Origin of the sequence: Sneathiella sp. (assembly GCF_036844445.1) — a bacterium.
Lineage (GTDB): Bacteria > Pseudomonadota > Alphaproteobacteria > Sneathiellales > Sneathiellaceae > Sneathiella.
The window spans coordinates 46909-65279 of sequence record NZ_DAIUFV010000001.1; the positions used below are offsets into that span (position 1 = coordinate 46909).

At 59.5% G+C, this 18371-nt stretch carries 15 protein-coding genes; 6 read left to right on the plus strand and 9 right to left on the minus strand.

Annotated elements, in window-relative coordinates; translation table 11 throughout:
* Positions 1 to 14: 14 nt before the first annotated feature.
* From V7Z56_RS00205 to V7Z56_RS00240, 8 genes are all read right to left on the minus strand, one after another.
* On the minus strand, positions 15 to 794 hold the full coding sequence (locus V7Z56_RS00205; RefSeq protein WP_334127317.1) for an ABC transporter permease: 780 nt from the start codon (positions 792 to 794) through the stop codon (positions 15 to 17).
* A complete protein-coding gene (locus V7Z56_RS00210; RefSeq protein WP_334127318.1) occupies positions 791 to 1729 on the minus strand; it encodes an ABC transporter ATP-binding protein in 939 nt (312 codons plus the stop codon). The genes V7Z56_RS00205 and V7Z56_RS00210 overlap by 4 nt, the downstream gene beginning before the upstream one ends.
* Positions 1726 to 2892, minus strand: coding sequence for an ABC transporter permease (locus V7Z56_RS00215; protein WP_334127319.1), 1167 nt, complete (start codon positions 2890 to 2892; stop codon positions 1726 to 1728). Before V7Z56_RS00215 ends, V7Z56_RS00210 begins: the two co-directional genes overlap by 4 nt.
* 68 nt (positions 2893 to 2960) lie before the next feature.
* Positions 2961 to 3872: a glycine betaine ABC transporter substrate-binding protein OsmF gene (gene osmF / locus V7Z56_RS00220; RefSeq protein ID WP_443023652.1), complete on the minus strand. Its 912-nt coding sequence runs from the start codon at positions 3870 to 3872 to the stop codon at positions 2961 to 2963.
* Between the two features lie 504 nt (positions 3873 to 4376).
* A complete protein-coding gene (locus V7Z56_RS00225) occupies positions 4377 to 7463 on the minus strand; it encodes an efflux RND transporter permease subunit (RefSeq protein WP_334127321.1) in 3087 nt (1028 codons plus the stop codon).
* A 1-nt stretch (position 7464) separates the two neighbouring features.
* Entirely contained in the window at positions 7465 to 8526 is a 1062-nt protein-coding gene (locus V7Z56_RS00230; protein ID WP_334127322.1) for an efflux RND transporter periplasmic adaptor subunit, read from the minus strand.
* 189 nt (positions 8527 to 8715) lie between these two features.
* On the minus strand, positions 8716 to 9441 hold the full coding sequence (locus V7Z56_RS00235) for a DUF1194 domain-containing protein (RefSeq protein WP_334127323.1): 726 nt from the start codon (positions 9439 to 9441) through the stop codon (positions 8716 to 8718).
* Positions 9442 to 9566: 125 nt separating this feature from the next.
* Entirely contained in the window at positions 9567 to 10745 is a 1179-nt protein-coding gene (locus tag V7Z56_RS00240; RefSeq protein WP_334127324.1) for an NAD(P)/FAD-dependent oxidoreductase, read from the minus strand.
* Positions 10746 to 11115: 370 nt separating this feature from the next.
* Here V7Z56_RS00240 and V7Z56_RS00245 point away from each other — a divergent pair, with 370 nt between their 5' ends.
* The 5 genes from V7Z56_RS00245 (at position 11116) to V7Z56_RS00265 (ending at position 16669) form a co-directional block, all read left to right on the plus strand.
* The gene (locus V7Z56_RS00245; protein WP_334127325.1) at positions 11116 to 13038 is read left to right on the plus strand and encodes a PAS domain-containing sensor histidine kinase; all 1923 of its coding nucleotides are present in this window, start codon (positions 11116 to 11118) and stop codon (positions 13036 to 13038) included.
* 120 nt (positions 13039 to 13158) lie between these two features.
* Positions 13159 to 14355, plus strand: coding sequence for a type III PLP-dependent enzyme (locus V7Z56_RS00250; protein WP_334127326.1), 1197 nt, complete (start codon positions 13159 to 13161; stop codon positions 14353 to 14355).
* A gap of 31 nt (positions 14356 to 14386) precedes the next feature.
* Positions 14387 to 15424: a 1,9-bis(guanidino)-5-aza-nonane synthase gene (locus V7Z56_RS00255; protein ID WP_334127327.1), complete on the plus strand. Its 1038-nt coding sequence runs from the start codon at positions 14387 to 14389 to the stop codon at positions 15422 to 15424.
* A gap of 18 nt (positions 15425 to 15442) precedes the next feature.
* A complete protein-coding gene (gene speB / locus V7Z56_RS00260; protein ID WP_334127328.1) occupies positions 15443 to 16342 on the plus strand; it encodes an agmatinase in 900 nt (299 codons plus the stop codon).
* Positions 16343 to 16444: 102 nt separating this feature from the next.
* Positions 16445 to 16669 carry a hypothetical protein gene (locus tag V7Z56_RS00265; protein WP_334127329.1) on the plus strand — a complete coding sequence of 75 codons (225 nt, stop codon included), beginning with the start codon at positions 16445 to 16447 and terminating at the stop codon, positions 16667 to 16669.
* Positions 16670 to 16690: 21 nt separating this feature from the next.
* On the opposite strand, the gene V7Z56_RS00270 is transcribed toward V7Z56_RS00265, so the two are convergent.
* A complete protein-coding gene (locus tag V7Z56_RS00270) occupies positions 16691 to 17344 on the minus strand; it encodes a 2-hydroxychromene-2-carboxylate isomerase (protein ID WP_334127330.1) in 654 nt (217 codons plus the stop codon).
* A gap of 154 nt (positions 17345 to 17498) precedes the next feature.
* On the opposite strand from V7Z56_RS00270, the gene V7Z56_RS00275 reads away from it, so the two are divergent.
* Positions 17499 to 18299, plus strand: coding sequence for an undecaprenyl-diphosphate phosphatase (locus tag V7Z56_RS00275; protein WP_334127331.1), 801 nt, complete (start codon positions 17499 to 17501; stop codon positions 18297 to 18299).
* The last annotated feature ends 72 nt before the right edge of the window (positions 18300 to 18371 follow it).

The following is an 18371-nucleotide window of genomic DNA, read 5'->3' on the forward strand; positions in this document are numbered from 1 at the left end:
TTTTTTCGTTTTTCTTAATTTCTTCCCTGCGGGGGTTTTGGTCGGTTTATTTTTGGGGGGTTTTCCCGCCGCGCGGCGAGCCTCTCAAGAAGCGAGAGGCCATCATAGATCAGCACGGCAAGCGCCGAGACGATCAGCCCCCCTTGAAGGACATAGGCGAGGTTATTGGCGGTAAGCCCGGCGATGATCACTTCGCCGAGCGTTCGCGCCGCAACGGTTGAGCCGATGGTGGCGGTAGAAAGCCCGATCACCGCCGAGAGCTTGATCCCCCCCAGAATAACGGGAATGCAGAGCGGCAGCTCGATCTTGATGAGCCGTTGCCAGGGCGTCATCCCGACCCCGCGCGCCGCCTCGGTCACCGCCGGCGGCAGGGTCGTGAGCCCCGTCAGGGAATTCTCGAAAATCGGCAGCAGGCCATAGAGAAAGAGCGCGATCAGCGTCGGCTTTTCGCCAAAGCCGAAGGCGGGAACCGCGAGCGCCAGCACGGCGACGGGCGGAAATGTCTGGCCGATATTGACGAGACTGCGCGACAGCGGAAGAAACTCCCGCCCGAAGGGGCGCGTCACCAGAATGGCAAGGCCGAGCGCGAGCACCGTCGCGGCCGAGGTCGCAATAATCACCGTGCGCATATGCAGCAGTGTCAGGGTGAGGAGGCTGTCCCGCTCATAGATGACCGGCGCCCCGTTCGGTGCGAGCGGCGCGAGCAGGGAGGTGAACCACTCAGGCTTTGTAATGAACGCAACAAAGAAGATCAGCAGCGAAAGCCGGAGAAGCGTCGGGATAATATGCTTCACGATGGCCTCAAAACCTGCCGGGTGAGCGCATCGAGCGTGACGCGGCCGATCGCGGCGCCGGCGGCATCTTCGACCGGGAGGGCGCGCCGCCCCGACCACAGCATCTCGGCAAGCGCGTCGCGCTGACTGATGCTAGCGCTGAGCGGCGCACCGTCCGCCGGCCCGGGCTCTATCACCTCGCGAATGCTGCGAAGCGAGAGCAGGCGAAACGGCCGCTCGCCGGAGCCGATAAGCTCTTTGACAAAAGCATTGGCGGGCCGGGTCAGGATATCGGCCGGGCTTGCATACTGGATGAGCTTACCCGCATCCATCACCGCAATCATGTCGCCGAGCTGGATCGCCTCTTCAATATCGTGGGTGACCAGAATGATGGTGATGCCGAGCTGTTTTTGCAGCGCCTGCAGATCCTCGCGTGCCTTGGTCCGGATAATGGCATCGAGCGCGCCGAAGGGCTCGTCCATCAGCAGGATGTTCGGCTCCGCCGCAAGGCCGCGCGCAACGCCGACGCGCTGCTGCTGCCCGCCCGAGAGCTCATGCGGATAGCGCGGGCCGTAGAGCGCGGGATCGAGCTGGAAAAGCGCGAGCAGCTCCTCGACGCGGGCTTTGATGCGGCCCGCCTCCCAGCCGAGCAGAAGCGGAACGGTGGCAATATTCTGCGCCACCGTGCGATGCGGAAAGAGTCCGTATCCCTGAATGGCGTATCCGATCCCGCGGCGAAGCTCATAGCCATGCACCGAGCGGTTATCGACCCCGTCAATGCGGACCGCGCCCTCTGTCGGCTCTTCGAGGCGGTTGATCATGCGAAGCAGCGTTGTCTTGCCCGAGCCGGAGGTGCCGACGACCGCTGTAATGCTGTGCGCCTCGATGACCAGCGAGACATCATCGACAGCGGCCTTGCCGTTGTAGCGTTTGGTAAGATGGTCGATCTCGATCATGGTGATGTTACCTTGCGCCCGCTGGTGCGGGTCATTTCGATTGTTGCATCCATAAGGACGGCGGCGGCGAAGGCGAGGCCGACGGTCGGCAGGGCGCCGAGCAGCACGAGATCCATCGCCGTCTGACCGATCCCCTGAAAGACGAAAACGCCGAAACCGCCGCCGCCGATTAGCGCGGCGATCGTCGCAAGACCGATATTCTGGACCAGCACGATCCGCACCCCGGTCAGGATTACCGGCAGCGCCAGCGGAAACTCAATCTCGCGCAGCCGCTGCCAGGCCGTCATGCCCATGCCGCGGGCGGCATCGCGCGTCGCTGCAGGCACGCCGACAAGGCCCATCACGGTATTCGCGGTGACCGGCAGCAGCGAATAGAGGAAAAGGGCGACAAAGGCGGGGGCCGCGCCGATCCCCCGGATGCCGATGCTGTAGGCCCCCGGAACATGCAGCGCGATCCAGCCGAGCGGGGCGATCAGCAGCCCGAACAGGGCGATCGAGGGAATTGTCTGCACGATATTGAGAACGCCGAGGACGGAGCTTCGGATCGCCTTGACGCGATAGCAGAGAATGCCGAGCGGGACGCCGACGATGACGGCGGCGGCGAGCGATCCGAGCGCAAGGGTGATATGCATGCGCGCCTCCGCCCAGAAGCTTTCTGCGCGGTTATTATACTCATGAAGCAGCGACAGGCTGTCCCAGCGACCGCTTATGAGGAGCAGCCCGATGCTGAGCGCCGCAACGCCAAGCGCGGCAACTTTCATCCAGGGCGATAGCCTGAGGCGGGCGAGGGCGTCGGCGAGCAGAAGCGCGAAGGCGAAGATGAGAAACCAGAAGCCCGATGCCGGCGAGATGCGCGCGTAGCTGTTGCCGTCGGGCGTGAGGAAGTTTCCCGCTTCGCCGATCAGGAGCGCGAGGGCGCCGAGCGAGAGAATGCTGGCCACAAAACGATACACGAGCGGCGTCTTTAAAAGCGCGACGCAGGCGGAGATGACAATGATCGCGAGGAGGAGAGAGCCTGAGACCGTCGGCAGGGCTTCAAGGACGGAGCGCCCGTCGCCCTGAACGATGCGATTGGCGCGAAAAGTTGCAAAGGGCTCGGCCGCGAGACCATAGATCGCAATCGCGAAGATCACGAAGCCGAGCTTGTCGAAATAACTGCTCATCCGCCCTCATCAACCGGCTGCCCGGGTGGCGGCGAACGCCGCCATCCCGGAGGGGAACGATGTGTTGCCTACTTCACAAAGCCGTTCTTCTTGAGGAAATCCTCGGCAACCGCCTTGGCCGGCTCACCGCCAACCTGCACGCGCCCGTTCAGCTCCTGCAAGGTCACAAGGTCAAGCTTGGCAAAAACGGGCTTCAGCAGATCGGCAATCTCGGGATGCTCCTTCAGTACGGCCTCGCGGATGATCGGCGCCGGCTGATAGACGGGCTGCACGCTCTTGTCGTCCTGCAGCACGACAAGCCCCGAGGCTGCAATGCCGCCATCGGTGCCGTAGACCATCGCGGTGTTGGCGCCATTCGTCTGGTTTGCCGCCGCCGCGATCGTCGCGGCTGTATCACCGCCCGACAGCGAGATGAGCTGCTCCGGCTTCAGCGTGAAGTCGTAAGCGGCCTGAAAGGCCGGCAGCGCACCGGCGGTATTGATAAACTCGGACGAGGCCGCAAGCACCACTTCACCGCCCCCGGTGACATATTTCCCGAAGTCACTCAGCGTGACGAGATTGTTGTCGTTCGCGACATCCTTGCGCATCGCCATACCCCACGTGTTGTTGGCGGGCGCGGGCGACAGCCAGACGATCTTGTTCGCGTCGTAATCCAGCTTTTTCACCATCTCGTAGCCTTTGGCGGCATCTTTCCAGTCCGGATCATCGGCTTTCTCAAAGAAGAAGGCGCCGTTCCCGGTATATTCGGGGTAGATGTCAATCTCGCCCGCCGTAATGGCCTGGCGCACGACCGGGGTCGCGCCAAGCTGGATGCGGTCCGTTGTTTCGATACCGTTTGCGTTCAGCACCTGCTGAATAATATTGCCGAGAACGCCCCCTTCGGTGTCGATTTTCGAGGAGACCACGACGTCGGCCATGGCAGAGGTGGTGAGAGACGCAACGACAAGTATCGCGCCAGTTAGTATTCGCATTGCAATCATGAGATCTTTCCTGACTTCTGAGGGTTGGCTCCATACGAGATATCCAATCTCGCAACCTGACGACGGCGGTTCTCGTCGCTTGTTTCCCCGCTGCGGGGGACAGATGATCATCTGTCCCGAACGGATACGCAAATACCTTCTGAAAGCCACAAATCATATCGATGACATTCGCCGCGGGGGATCATTGATCCCGAGAGATAGCATATAGGGCCGTTCGGCCTTTTGGCGACGTCAGAGGTATTTATTCAGTCGAATGCAGTATGCGCGAGGCCGCACGAGAGAGGTGAGAGTTTAAGATGACGATACTCGTGGAGCCCGGCAGGCATACGGCGGATTATCCTGAGTTACTTCCCTTGGTTGCTGTCTTTTATTACATGCAGTTAAGTAATCGTAACTATCGCGGGGAAGCGCGTCAACGCTAATCGGAGCGGGCGGTGGCAGGGGCCGGTGCGGGGCAGCAAACGATACCGGCGCCGTAGCCGGTATCGTCTCATTGGGTCGGGCTTATTCCGCGGGGGAATGGACGGGCGCAATTTCCTTGGCCGTGTCCTGTTCGCGGAGCTTGGAGCGGTCGCGGGCGATGTAGGTATAGACGGTCGGCACGACGAAGAGGGTCAGCAGCGTCCCGAAGGTCATGCCGCCGACGATGACGATACCAATCTCCTGGCGGCTTTGCGCACCCGCGCCGATGGCGGTGGCGAGCGGGATGGCGCCTGCGACCATCGCGCTCGTCGTCATCAGGATCGGGCGAAGGCGAAGAACCGCAGCCTCGACAACCGCATCCTTCACGCTGCGTCCGCCATGCTCCTGCAGGCTGTTGGCAAACTCGACGATCAGGATCCCGTGCTTGCTAATCAGTCCGATCAGCGTCACGAGGCCGATCTGGCTATAGATATTGAGCGTGCCCTCGGTGAGATTGAGCGCGAGCAGGGCTCCCGCCATACAGAGCGGCACCGTCAGCATGATGGAAAGCGGATCCTTGAAGCTTTCGAACTGCGCGGAGAGGACGAGGAAAATAAACACGAGTGCGAGCAGGAACACGAACAGGAGGCTGCTGCCCGCTTCCTTGAATTCGCGCGATTCACCGGCGAAATCATAGCGGTAGGAGGAGGGGAGAATGTCCCGCGCCGTCGCTTCCATATGATCGAGCGCCTCGCCGAGCGAATAGCCGGGCGCAATGTTGCCGGTGATCGTCGCCGAACGGAACTGGTTGAACCGGTTGAGCTCCTTCGGCGCGACCGTCTCATGCACTTTGACCAGGTTGGAGAGCTGGATCATCGCCCCGTTCTGACCGCGGACATAGATGTCATTGAGATCATTCGGCGTGCGGCGATCATCGGGGGCGACCTGCACGATCACATCATACTGTTCGCCCCTGTCGTTGAAACGCGTCACCTGCCGTCCGCCAAGCAGGGTCTCGAGGGTGCGACCGACGGCAAGGACGCCCGCCCGCGTATCCGCGACCCGCTCGCGATCAAGCTCAACTTCGATCTGCGGCGTGTTGAGGATGAGGTCGGTGTCGAGATTGAGGATGCCGGGGTATTTCGCGACCTCCGCCATCATTTTATTGACGTATTCCTCAAGCCGCTCGTAGCTTTCCGAGGTCTGGATGACGAATTCAACCGGCTTGCTGCGCGCGCTCTGGCCGAACGAGCCGGGGTTGTTGCCGAAGGCGCGCACACCGGTGATGTTGGAGAGCTTGGGCTGCAGCTCGGCGAGAATTTCCATCTGCGTCCGCTCGCGCTGCTCCCACGGCTTGAGCTGCGAGAAGGAGATCAGTTCGTTCACATCGCGCGAGCCGGCAATGATGAAGGCATGCTCAACCTCGGGAATGGCGTTCAGGAGATTTTCGAAATCCGCAATATATTGCGCCGTGAAATCGATGGTCGATCCTTCCGGCGCGGTGCCGGCGGTGAAGATAACGCCGCGATCTTCGATCGGCGCCAGCTCCGACTTGAGATTGATGAACAGGAAGTAGCACGATCCCGCCACCGCGACGACCAGCAGCAGGATCAGCGGGCGCATTTTCAGCGACGCGACCAGCATCCGGCGATAGCCGTTGTTGAGACCGATGAAAAACCGTTCAAAGGCGTTGTAAAGCTTGCCGTGCTTCTCATGCGGGCGCAGCAGGACCGAGCACATCATCGGGCTCAGCGTCAGCGCGACCACGCCGGAGACAAGCACCGCGCCCGCGAGCGTCAGCGCAAATTCCGCAAACAGCTTGCCCGTCCGCCCCGGCGCGAAGGCAACCGGCGCGTACACCGCGGCGAGCGTCAGCGTCATCGCGACGACCGCACTCGAGATTTCATTGATGCCCTTGATTGCCGCCTGCAGCGGTTTCATCCCCTCTTCGACATGCCGGTGGATATTTTCAAGAACGACAATTGCGTCGTCGACCACAAGACCGATAGCCAGCACCATCGCGAGCAGCGTCAGCGTGTTGATGGAGAAGCCGAGCAGGCTCATGATCGCAAAGGCGCCGATTAGCGAGACGGGGATCGTCACAAGCGGGATGATGGTCGCCCGGAAGGTCCGGAGGAACAGGAAGATGAAGACCATCACAAGCCCGACGGCTTCGGCAATTGTCATATAGACGGCATCGATGGAGCGGTCGATAAAGATTGATTTATCATAGGAGATCTTGGCGTTCATCCCCTCGGGCAGATCGCGCGTCAGGTTCGGCAGAACCTCGTTCATGGCGATGGAGACATCCAGCGGATTGGCGGTCGCCTGCTGGACGATGCCGAGGATAACCGCGCTCTCGCCGTTGAAGCGGGTGATGCGCCGCTCATCGCGCGCGCCGATTTCGACTTTCGCGACATCGCCAAGGCGGACGGAATATCCTTCCTGATCTTTCAGGATCACCCGGCGAAACTGCTCGGGCGTCACAAGACCGGTGCGCGAGAGGACCGTGAACTCCCGGTCATAGCTTTCGATGCGGCCGGAGGGGACTTCCACATTCTGCTGGCGGAGCGCATCCTCGACATCGGAAACCGTCAGATTGAAGGCGGCAAGGCGCATCCGATCGAGCCAGATTCGCATCGCATAGCGCCGCTCGCCGAAGATGCGGACCTCGGCAACGCCGGGGATATTCTGAAGCTGGTCCCGCACGTAGCGGTCGGCATAGTCGGAGATTTCGAGCGGGGTGTGCCGGCTGCTGGTAAAGGCGATATAGATGATCGCCTGCGCATCCGCCTCGACCTTGGCGATGATCGGCTCTTCAATTTCGTTGGGCAGGCGGCCGCGCACGCGGGAGACGCGATCGCGCACATCGCTCGCCGCAACGTCGGGATCGGTGCCGAGACGGAAGCGGACGGTAATGCGGCTCTGCTCGGATTCGCTGCTGGAGGTGAGGGTTTCAATCCCTTCGATGCCGGCGATCGAGCCTTCAAGAACCTGCGTGACCTGGCTTTCGATAATCTCCGCGCTGGCGCCGAGATAGTCGGTGCGGACCGATACGATGGGCTCGTCAATGTTCGGATACTCGCGGATCGACAGGCGATTGTAGGCGACAATACCGACCATGACGATAATGAGGCTCATCACCGTCGCGAAAACCGGGCGGCGGATGAAGAACTCGAGGAACCCCATCTCAGGCTCCCTGTTCGCGGGTCAGAATAGACACCCGGTTGCCGTCGCGGATTTTCTGGTGACCGGCGGTCACGATCATCGCCTCGGGCTGCAGCCCGCGGACAATCTCGACGCGGCCCGGCTGACGCAGGCCGAGCGTGACTTCGGTGAGCACCGCACGCTCGCCCTCGAGGCGATAGACGAAGCGCGACGAGCCGTTGGCGAAAACCGATGCCTCGGGAATAATGACGGCATTTTCCCGCTGCTCGGTGACAATCTGGACGCGGGCGAAGAGGCCCGGGAGCAGGGTGCCGTCTTCATTTGGGATCTGGGCCTGAAGGCGGATCGCGCGGCCGTTGGCGTCGATGATCGGGTCAATCACAAAGATCTTGCCTTCAAACGTCCGCCCGGGAAAGGCGTCGACGGTGACGATGATCGACTGGCCGACGCGAAGATTGCGAAGCGCGAGTTCGGGAACGCGGAAATCCACCTTGATCGGATCAATCTCGGCGACTTGGACGATCCGTTCACCGGGGCTGACATAGCCGCCGACGCTCACGGATCGGATACCGATCTTGCCGGTCAGCGGCGAGCGGATGGTGGCTTTCGAGAGGCGGCTTTTGGCGAGGGCGACGTTGGCCTGCGCGACATCATAGGCGGCGATGGCTTCATCCTTGGCGCGCTGGGTGCCGGTGCCCTGCTGCGCCAGCGTCATCGCACGGGCGCGATTGGATTCGGCGAGCTTCAGATCGGAATGGGCCTTGGCAAGATCCGCCTGCAGGATATCGTCATCGAGCTTCGCGACGATGTCACCGACTTTCACCGTATCTCCTTCCGTAAAGGGAAGCTGGACAATGCGCCCGGCAATTTCGGGCGCGATAATGACGGATTCGTTCGCCTGCAACGTTCCGACCGCACTGATTGTTTCGGTGATTGTTTCAACGGCCACGGGGGAGGCTTCGACCATGAAGGTCCGTTCAGCCGGAGGCGCGGAGGCGATTGCTTCCTTCCCGTCGGTGGAAAAGGTGCCGTTCTGGTTGTAGAAATAATAAGCACCACCGGCGATGGCAATTATCAGAACCACCAGAAGCCCGCGAGAGATTCCTCGACGCATATAGTTATTCTCAAATTATTGTCAAAATTGAGTCGATCCTGTCATATTATAGCTTAAACAGTTGAAAGCCGATGTCAATTGCTCGTGAACGTCGTGACGCAACGAATTTGCCGTTCCGTCCGACCGGCCGATTCGATGATACGGGCGGGCGGCGCGGCGTCAGTCGGGCAGATTGTCCGCCGGCATATCGGCAATTTCCATGATCAGCTTCTTGCGGACAGCATCGGCGAAGGTCTCGGGGCTGTCCGCGGTGACGACGAACGCGCCATTGCCACCGATGATCAGTTCCTGAAACGCCGCTTCCAGATCATAATTGTTCGGCCGCCCCGAACAGTGCCGGCAGAGAACGGCGAGGCCGTTGATGGTGATATCCGCCGCAATTACCGCATCCCGCGCCACCTCGATTGACGGGCCGCTCCAGTTATTGGCGCTGTCGGCCGAGATATCAATGACGCGGCGAAAGCTCCAGATTTCATTCGCCTCGATCAGCTGCTTGGCAAAGAGAAGGGCGGAGCCTATCGCGTTGAAGCCATGCGCCCGGCGCGGCGGGATCATGAGATCGCGGGCGAACCGGGCGGCGCTTTCCGCCCCGTCAATAATCTGCCAGCCGACGACGACATCCTGCGACATCGCATCGCCCCATTCCACGTAAGTGACCGCGATTTTCCCATAGATGGAGGAGGTGATGGCGGTAATCACGTCGCCATTGGTGATGGCTTGCGCATAGCCCTCGCGCTGGAACATGATTTCCGCATTGTCGATGGAGCCTGTCGCATCGGCGAGCAGGACCAGCTCGAGCCCGACTTCCACCCTCTCCGTCGCCGCGGCAGGCGCGGCGGCGATGGAGAGACACATCAGAATGAGGCAGACTAACCTGCAACGCATCGGCGCGCCTTGAGCGGTGAATATAAGATATTTATCATTTGCGAAAATGCGAGACCGGTCAAGCGCACGCAACTTCACAATTATATCAGCAGGCGGCGCGGCGCTCACGGCGCCCGGTGTAAAACTCAAAGCCCGAAGGAGCGTTCGTTCGCGATCCGCCGCCAGGCCCGCACATTGTCGGGCCCGAGCAGGCGGAGCCGAAGGGCGGTGAAAAGCTGCCGCGTCCAACCCTGGCCGCCTGCGGCTGCGTTGAGCGGCGCGTCGGCGGCCCGGCGGATGCGCTGCGTTGGCGCCGCCCGTCGCTCCTGATAGGTGAGGAGGGCCTGGTCGAGCTGCTGCATGGCGAGCGCATCGGCAAGGCAGCGGCTGTCGGCAAGCGCCATGGCGATGCCCTGCTGGATGAGCGGCGAGCAGCCGTGCGCCGCATCGCCTATAAAGGCGATGCGGCGGTCAAAAAAGCACGCCTCACTCACCGACCGCAGCCTTCCCGGAACGATGACCGCATCGCCAAGGCGGGACAGGATTTCCGGTACCGGCCCGCCGAAACGCACAAAAATGCGGCGCAGATTGTCCTTTGCATCGGGGCCAAGCGTCGCGTTTTCCTCAAGCGTTGCGCCGCGCGCAAGATGCACGCCGTCCACATCCTCATGGACATGGCCATAGCAGTAAAGCGTATCGTCGCTCACCGGATAGATGATGAATTGCGACACGGGACCGATCAGATGCATCGGCTGCAACCCGTGTTCCGGATAACGCAGCAGGAGCCGCCAGCAGGGCGCGCGGTGATCGTGGAGGGTTTTCTGCCCTTCAAAATTCTTCTGACGCACCCGCGACTCGATGCCGTCCGCGGCGACGAGAAGGTCATACCGCCCATCCAGCAGCTCGTTGGTACAGCCGATGCGAACGCCGTCTTCCTCGTGGCTGATCTCGAGAAGGCGGGTGTTGTAGCGGATTTTCTTCTCCAGTCCCTTGCGCAGCAGGGACAGGAGCTGCTCTTCGCGGAGCGCGAGGAACTGCTCCTTTTCAAAGGGAGGGGTCGTCAGCGCCGCAGAGCGAATCTCCCGCCCGCTTATGCTGCAATAGCTGACCTTGGAGGCGCTGAAATAGGGCTCTGTCAATCCCCCTGGCAAATCGAGCACCTTGATCTCGCGCACCGCATTGAAGGGGAGGATGACGCCGTGGGGGCTTCGCCGCTCAGACGGGTTCTGCTCGATAATTTCAAAGTCGATGCCAAAACGCGTGAACCACTGGGCAAGAGACAGGCCGGCGACACCGGCACCGACAATCATGATCCGTGATGTCAAAGCGGTTTCTTTCCTGATCTGGACAAACGATTGATTGATAGCGCTGATCATATAAATGATGCGCCGGGAAATCAAAAGAGCCGATAAGAAATTACCGGCAATCCTGCCCGATTGAGACAATTTATCTGACAGGGTTTGCGCCGCGTTCTCTACTGCACAATAGCAAGTATTTGATAATAAATAGATTTATAATCTCTTCCAGATCGGCTGAGCGGCGCACTGATTATTGTTATTTTTTTGTTAATTAACGTCTGCGCAATAATTTCCTGTTAATTTCTGCATGCCCGAATGCGCGTACGAACCGGGAAGCTGATTTGACACGATCATATAACAAAATTCAATTCCCTGATGCCGACAGGAGCGGGCAGCGATGAGTGATATTGCCATTCTCGCCTGTCTTGCGGTGATGCTGGCCGTTTTCTGGCTGCGACATAGCCGGCTGACGCATGTCAAGCTGGGCCGGCGATTACTGCTCTCCGGTCTTGCGGTTTCGACCTTTGCATGGCTTGTCACCGTGCTGTTCGTTGGTGAAACGGCGTTAATCGACATCGGCTTTCAAACGCGATCGGCGCTCGAGATCTGGCGCTTTGTCGTGTTCATTCCCGGCTTGATCCTGATATCGCTCGGAATGGTGCGGATGCTGCCCGCTATCGAGCTTCTCAACAGCGAGATCGAGGCGCGCATGCTGTCGGAGGAAGCGCAGCGGCGGCAGAATGTCCATCTCAGCCAGGCGATCATCCGCGCCGAGACGGCCGAAAGCATGCTGCTTGATGCGGTCGAATCGATGCCGGAAGCGGTCGCGATTTTCGATCAGGAGGACCGGCTTTACCTCTGCAACAGCCCCTATCGCGACCGGTTCCGCGATCTGGCATCCAAGGTGCGGCCGGGCGTGCCGTTCGAGGAGCTGGTGCGCTGTTCTGTTGAAGCGAAGCTCATTCCCAACATTCCCGCGGGGAGGGAAGAGGAATGGATCCGCGAGCGCATCGCGACGCATCGCAATCCCGGCGCGCCGATTGAGCAGAAATTCCTCGATGGGCGGATATTCCGCCTGTCGGAGACGAAAATGAAGTCGGGCGGCACGGTCTCGATCCGCAACGACATCACCGATATCCGCAAGCGCGAGATGGCGCTCGAGGAAAACCGTGCGAAGCTTGAGGCGGCGCAGGAGATTGCGCATATCGGCAACTGGACCCACAATGACATCGACAGGAAACATGAATGGTCCGATGAGGTGTACCGTATCCTCGGTTATGAGCCGGGATCCGTCGAGCCGCGGTACGGGAATTTCATTGCCCGCGTCCATCGCAATGACGCGGAGCGGCTGCGTTCCGTTTTCCAGCAGTCGGGCGAGCGGCGCGAGGCGTTTCAGGCGGACTTTCGTATTATTCATGAACCCGGCAAGATCGTGAATGTCCGACTGATCGGCCGGGTCAATGTCGACGCCAGCGGCCGTATTCTCGGGGCGAGCGGCACCATACAGGATATCACCGCGCAGCATAATTTCGAGCGCGAGCTGATGCAGGCCAAACTCGAGGCGGAAGAGGGGACGCGCGCCAAGTCGCTGTTCCTTGCCAATATGAGCCATGAGCTGCGCACCCCGCTCAATGCCGTTATCGGTTTTTCGGAAGTGCTGGCGAAGGAGATTTTCGGCCCGCTCGCGAACAGCCGCTACCGCGAATATGCCGATAATATCCAGGCCTCCGGCCGCCACCTGCTGTCGCTGATTGACGACATCCTTGAATATTCCCGGCTCGAGGCCGGCTCCATCGAGTTGCAGGAGACCGAGTTCAACCTGCTTGATCTCGTGAAATCGACGCGCACGATGCTGGCGGCGAAGGCGCGTGAGAAGTCGATCGAGGTGTGCCTGTCCGACAGCCTTGATGCGCGGCTCCGGGCCGATGAGCGCAAGCTAAAACAGGTGCTGATCAACATCGTTAACAATGCGATTAAGTACACCCCGGAGAAGGGAAATATCGAAATTGACTTCTGCATAGATTCGGAAGATTTCGCGCGAATTCGCGTGATTGACGACGGATTCGGGATCAGCCGCGAAGAAATCAAAAATGTGATGCGCCCGTTCGGCCGCACCCGCGACTCGCTGACCAAGTCAATCGAGGGGACGGGGCTCGGCCTGCCGCTCGCCAAATCGATTATCGAACTGCACGGCGGAAAGCTGAAAATCGCCAGTAATAAGCCAAATCCGGGCACCACGATCGAAATTTGCCTGCCCCACTCGCGGAGGCTTGAAACACCCCGGAAGCCCCCGAAACTAAATGTCATTTCCCGCACTTGATATCGCGAAAAAAGACATCATTTGACGCATGCATATTTAGTGTAGCGTAGCGGAAAATTTTCTGCTAGTGACGCTGCTGAACAACTTGGTTTCAACAACTAGACAGGTGGAACATTAGAATTGCAACTGCTCCAGGATTGTGAGGGCTATGTCGCTGAACGCGAGCAAGCCCTAGCCGGTTTGCGGCGTTATGAAAACGAAGCGACAGCTCTTGAAATCGAGCAGTCGAATGATGCTGTCCACTTCCTGTATATCGACAAGGTTACAGAAGCGGCCAGCAGGTTCCTAACTGGATTCCCTGGTACATGTCTCTATGCGGCGAAAGCCAATCCGCATCCGGCGCTGTTGCGTCTGCTGTGGGCGGCTGGCGTGCGCAATTTTGAGGTCGCGTCCATACGCGAGGTGGAAATGCTGCGTCGGGATTTCCCGATGGCAACGCTTTACTTCATGCACCCGGTCAAAAGTCGGCAGGCGATCAAACGGGCGTACGAACTTGGCGTCCGGCATTTCGCTTTCGACAGCCAGGATGAACTGCGCAAGATCAGACAGGAAACGGGCCATGCCACGGACCTGAAACTGATGTTGCGTCTTGCGGTCTCGCAGGTCGGCGCAGCCTACCCGCTTGACAGCAAATTCGGTGCAACGCTGATGGAAGCGCCGCTTCTGCTCGCCCATGCGCAGCAGATTGCGGAGAAGGTGGGCGTAACCTTCCATGTCGGATCACAGTGTCTGGAGGTTGAGGCTTATACCAATGCCATCTATAATATCGCCAATATGCTGGACGGGTGCGGCGTCAAAATCGACATGATTGATGTCGGTGGCGGCTTTCCGATTTCCTATCCGGACATGGATCCGGCGCCGCTGCAGGACTATTTCGATGCCATCGAAAAGACCCTGCAGGACTGCGGTTTTGGCGACCTGGAGGTATTTTGCGAACCCGGCCGGGCCCTTGTGGCGGCGGGCGGGGCCGTTGCGGTGCGGGTTGAGCTTCGCCGCGGGCAGTCGCTTTATCTCAACGATGGTTACTATGGTTCGCTGTTCGATCTCGGGCAGCTCGGCTGGCGCTATCCGGTCGAGCTTTACCGGGCCGGGCGGCTGCATGTTCCGTCGGAAAACTCGCTCTTCCAGCTCTACGGGCCGACTTGCGACAGCGTGGACAAGATGAAAGAAAGTCTTTCGTTGCCGGATGATGTCTGTGAAGGCGACTGGATTATTTTCCGCCACCTTGGCGCGTATGGCTATGCCATGCAGACCAAGTTCAACGGATTCTATTCTGAAACCATGGTGGCGATTGAGCAGGCCGCCGAGGTCGCGTAAGCGACCAGCAGAGGAGCGTGAAAGCAGTAAAATGGTAAAAAACAGCGGAAGCAACGATAAGGCGGCCCTTCTTTCGAAGACGGTTGAGCATATCGATATCAGGACTTTCGATGCACGTCCGATCATCGACGCCATGGGCAAGATGTCTTTCACCTCGCGCGATCTGGCGCGGGCGGCGGAGATCTTCAACATGGCCGTCGAGGATGAAGACTGCGCCATCATCCTGACCCTGGCGGGCTCCACGTCCGCCGGGGGCTGTATGCATGTTTATCGTGATCTGGTGGAGCTCGGCATGGTGGACGCGATTGTGTCCACCGGCGCTTCCATCGTCGATATGGATTTCTTTGAGGCGCTGGGCTACCGCCATTACCAGGCGGACAGCAGCGTCGATGACAACGTGTTGCGCTCACTTTATATCGACCGCATTTACGATACCTATATCGATGAGGAAGAGCTGCAGCATTGCGATGAAGTGATCAAGCAGATCGCCGACGAGCTTGAGCCGCGGCCCTATTCCTCGCGCGAATTTATCCGCGAGATGGGGCGGTGGCTGAAAACCAACGCGGTCAAGAAAAACTCGCTGATCGAAACCTGCTTCGACAATGATGTGCCGATATTCGTTCCGGCCTTCTCCGACTGCTCGGCAGGCTTCGGCCTCGTCAAGCATCAGGTGGAGAACCCGGGCAAATATCTCAGCATCGACAGCGTTGCCGATTTCCGCGAACTGACGCAGATCAAGATCGAAGCCGGCGCGACCGGTCTTCTGATGGTCGGCGGCGGCGTGCCGAAGAACTTCGCGCAGGACATCGTTGTCTGTGCGGAAATCCTTGGCAAGGAAGTCGATATGCATAAATACGCCATCCAGTTCACGGTGGCGGATGTGCGCGACGGCGCCTGCTCGTCCTCGACGCTGAAGGAAGCGGCGAGCTGGGGCAAGGTCAGCACCAATCTTGAGCAGATGGTCTATGCGGAGGCCTCCTCCGTCGTGCCGCTGCTCGCCTCCGATGTCTATCATCGCGGCGGTTGGAAGAAGCGCAAGAAGCGCAGATTTGCAAAGCTTTTCGATTAAGCTGAACGGACAGAAGCCATGAGCGCAGCATTTGAGATCCTCCCCTCGGAAGAGGGGTTTCTCGGGCTGCCCGCAGAAGAGGCGTTTGATTACGACTCCGCGCGGGCGGTGGTGATCCCTTACGGCCTTGAAGGCTCTGTCAGCTATGGCGGAGGGACCGCGCTCGGCCCCGCCGCCATGATCGAGGCAAGCCATCAGGTGGAGTTGTTCGATGAAGATCTCTGGTGCGAGCCGTTTCGCGACTATGGCGTGGTGACCTTGCGCGAGAAGCCGGTCGATGGCAGCAACATCAAGGCCGCGATCGACGAACTTGCCGCCCTGACCGGCAAGGTGCTGGCGGACGGCAAATTTCCCATCGTCTTCGGCGGCGAGCATTCGATCACGCCGGGCGCCATCCGTCCGTTCCTTGAAAAATTCGAGGATCTGATCATCCTCCATTTCGACGCCCATGCCGATCTTCGCGATGGCTATGACGGCGAGCATTATTCGCATGCGGCAGCAATCCGCCGCGTGCTGGATCACCCGACCGTGCCGATTGTCTCCGTCGGCATCCGCAATATTTCGGCGGAGGAAATTCCGTTTCTTGACGCCAACCGGCACCGCATCAGCATCTTTTGGGGCAAGGACCGGGAGAGCTGGAACCTCGAGGACATCGTCGCGCCCTTCAAGGGGCGGCCGGTCTATCTCACCTTCGATCTTGACGGATTTGACGGATCACTGATGCCGGCAACGGGAACGCCCGAGCCGGGCGGCGTGTTCTGGAACGATGCAATCCGTGTCATCAAGGCGGTCGCAAAGGCCGGCACAATCGTCGGTGCCGATGTCAACGAACTTGCCCCGATCGAAGGGCTGCATGCGCCGAATTTTCTCGCCGCGAAGCTCGCCTATAAGATCCTCTCCTACAGCCTGACGCGCTAAGAGGCGTCATCGCGGACATAAAATGGCCACTTTTTGGAAATTAAGCGGCCATTATTCCCTTTTATACGCGACATATCGGGGTGATATGAAAGGGATGAACATATGGGCATTGTCCGGGAACGCGAGAACAGGATTGTCACGCTGTGGCGTGCGATCAAAATCCGCCGTCAGCAGATCGGCGTCACCGTGGTCTGCCTGATGCTCGGGCTGATCATTGCGCTCAACGTCGCGATGGTGCCGGTAAGCCCGGTCGCTAGTTCCGATCGTACGCCCATCCAGTTCTCCGAGGTTGAGAAGAAAGATGCGCCGTCGGTCGTGGTGCAGTAACCGGGCAGGCAGTAGGCACGGTCAGCCGCGCCGCGTGAGCCCGTTCTGCTGCATCCGCCACAGGCAGACATCGACGCGATCCTGCCCGAAGAAGGCTTCATTGCGATAGGCGAGCGTCGGCACGCCCCAGTGTCCCGCCGCTTCGAGCGCCGCCTGATTGGCCTCTACCTTTGCAATATATCGATCCTCATCCGCTGCGATCAGGCGGTCGAGCGCCGCAAGATCAAAGCCCGCTTTCGCGGCGGCGTTGGCGAGATGGTCGCCCTCCTGCCAGCCGCGCGTCTCCCCGTTCCAGATCAGTCTTGAAACTTCATCGATGAACGCGAGACCATCGCCCGTCTCCGCCGCGGCAACGCCAAGATGCGTCAGCCGGTGGATATAGGGCTGCTCCCGCGGGATCTCGCGCGTCTCGCGGTTCATTTTCACCGGATCGGGACGTGGCCATGAAATGGGAATACCTTTCATCTCGCCAATGCGCGCAATGTCGGTCATCAGATAGTCGATCCAGAGCGGGTGGGCCGCCTTGAAAAATCCGGGATTGCGAACGGCGATGGGATAAACCGGCCGGACATTCACGGTGACATCATAAGTATTTCTGATCTCACAGATACGCGGCAGGGCGAGATAGGAGTAGGGGCTTCTGAACGACCAGAAGAGGTCTACACTGTGGGGCATTGTTCCTCCGTTTATTATAATCTTTTTTTTAACAATAGAACGATATAGTCTCCTTCGCCATTTACTATTGCCCGGGGATCGTACAGTTGTTGTCCTTTGCGTGGAACCGGGTGCGCGTCGCTGTCGAGATGTCCTGAAGTCATGAAGGGTTAGTATGCCGTTTTTTCATATACTTGTGCTGGCGGTGGTTCAGGGCATCACGGAGTTTCTGCCAATTTCTTCGAGTGGTCACCTGCTGATGCTGCCCATCCTGCTCGGCTGGGAGGATCAGGGGCAAAGCATTGATATCGCCGTGCATGTCGGCACCCTTGTTGCGGTTGTCACCTATTTTCGCCAGGATATCTTCACCCTTGCGCGGGCCTTTCTGCAGCCGACGGCGGCGGGGGCGGCGGCAGATCGCCGGCTCGGATGGCATATCCTGAACGCGAGTATCCCGATTATCCTTGTCGGCGGGCTGATGTATTATTTCCTCCGCGACGAGCTTCGCTCCCTCCTGCTTGTCGCCGCGACGACGATCATTTTCGGCGCACTCCTCGGCTATGCGGATAAATTTTTCCCCGTGACCCGCAGCCTCCGCAATATGAGCTGGGTCGATTCTTTCGTCATCGGGCTGTTTCAGGTTCTCTCCCTGCTGCCGGGAACAAGCCGATCGGGCATCACCATGACAGCGGCGCGGATGCGCGGCTTCAACCGGACGGACGGGGCGCATTTTTCGATCCTGCTGTCGATCCCGACTATTCTTGGCGCGGGAACGCTTGCGACCTATCACATGATCAAGGCGGGCAATGTCGAGGTCGGCCTCGATGCGCTCCTTGCGGCGGTCATCTCCTGCATCGTCGCCTTCCTCTGCATCAGCCTGCTGATGCGCTGGATCGAGAAGATCGGCTACATGCCGTTCGTCTATTACCGGCTTGTCATGGGGCTGGTCCTGTTTGGGATCTATTTCATGAGCTGACGGGCCGGCGTCACGCGCCTTTGAAAAGCCAAAAATCACGCGTAGGCTACATTGCTTATCCATCTCCCGTAA

Excerpts from the sequence above, each read along its gene's own strand:
- V7Z56_RS00210 (WP_334127318.1), bottom strand. The coding sequence starts at position 1,729 with ATGATCGAGATCGACCATCTTACCAAACGCTACAACGGCAAGGCCGCT.
- V7Z56_RS00215 (WP_334127319.1), bottom strand. The coding sequence starts at position 2,892 with ATGAGCAGTTATTTCGACAAGCTCGGCTTCGTGATCTTCGCGATTGCG.
- osmF (WP_443023652.1), bottom strand. The coding sequence starts at position 3,872 with ATGATTGCAATGCGAATACTAACTGGCGCGATACTTGTCGTTGCGTCT.
- V7Z56_RS00225 (WP_334127321.1), bottom strand. The coding sequence starts at position 7,463 with ATGGGGTTCCTCGAGTTCTTCATCCGCCGCCCGGTTTTCGCGACGGTG.
- V7Z56_RS00235 (WP_334127323.1), bottom strand. The coding sequence starts at position 9,441 with ATGCGTTGCAGGTTAGTCTGCCTCATTCTGATGTGTCTCTCCATCGCC.
- V7Z56_RS00245 (WP_334127325.1), top strand. The coding sequence starts at position 11,116 with ATGAGTGATATTGCCATTCTCGCCTGTCTTGCGGTGATGCTGGCCGTT.
- V7Z56_RS00255 (WP_334127327.1), top strand. The coding sequence starts at position 14,387 with ATGGTAAAAAACAGCGGAAGCAACGATAAGGCGGCCCTTCTTTCGAAG.
- speB (WP_334127328.1), top strand. The coding sequence starts at position 15,443 with ATGAGCGCAGCATTTGAGATCCTCCCCTCGGAAGAGGGGTTTCTCGGG.
- V7Z56_RS00265 (WP_334127329.1), top strand. The coding sequence starts at position 16,445 with ATGGGCATTGTCCGGGAACGCGAGAACAGGATTGTCACGCTGTGGCGT.
- V7Z56_RS00270 (WP_334127330.1), bottom strand. The coding sequence starts at position 17,344 with ATGCCCCACAGTGTAGACCTCTTCTGGTCGTTCAGAAGCCCCTACTCC.
- V7Z56_RS00275 (WP_334127331.1), top strand. The coding sequence starts at position 17,499 with ATGCCGTTTTTTCATATACTTGTGCTGGCGGTGGTTCAGGGCATCACG.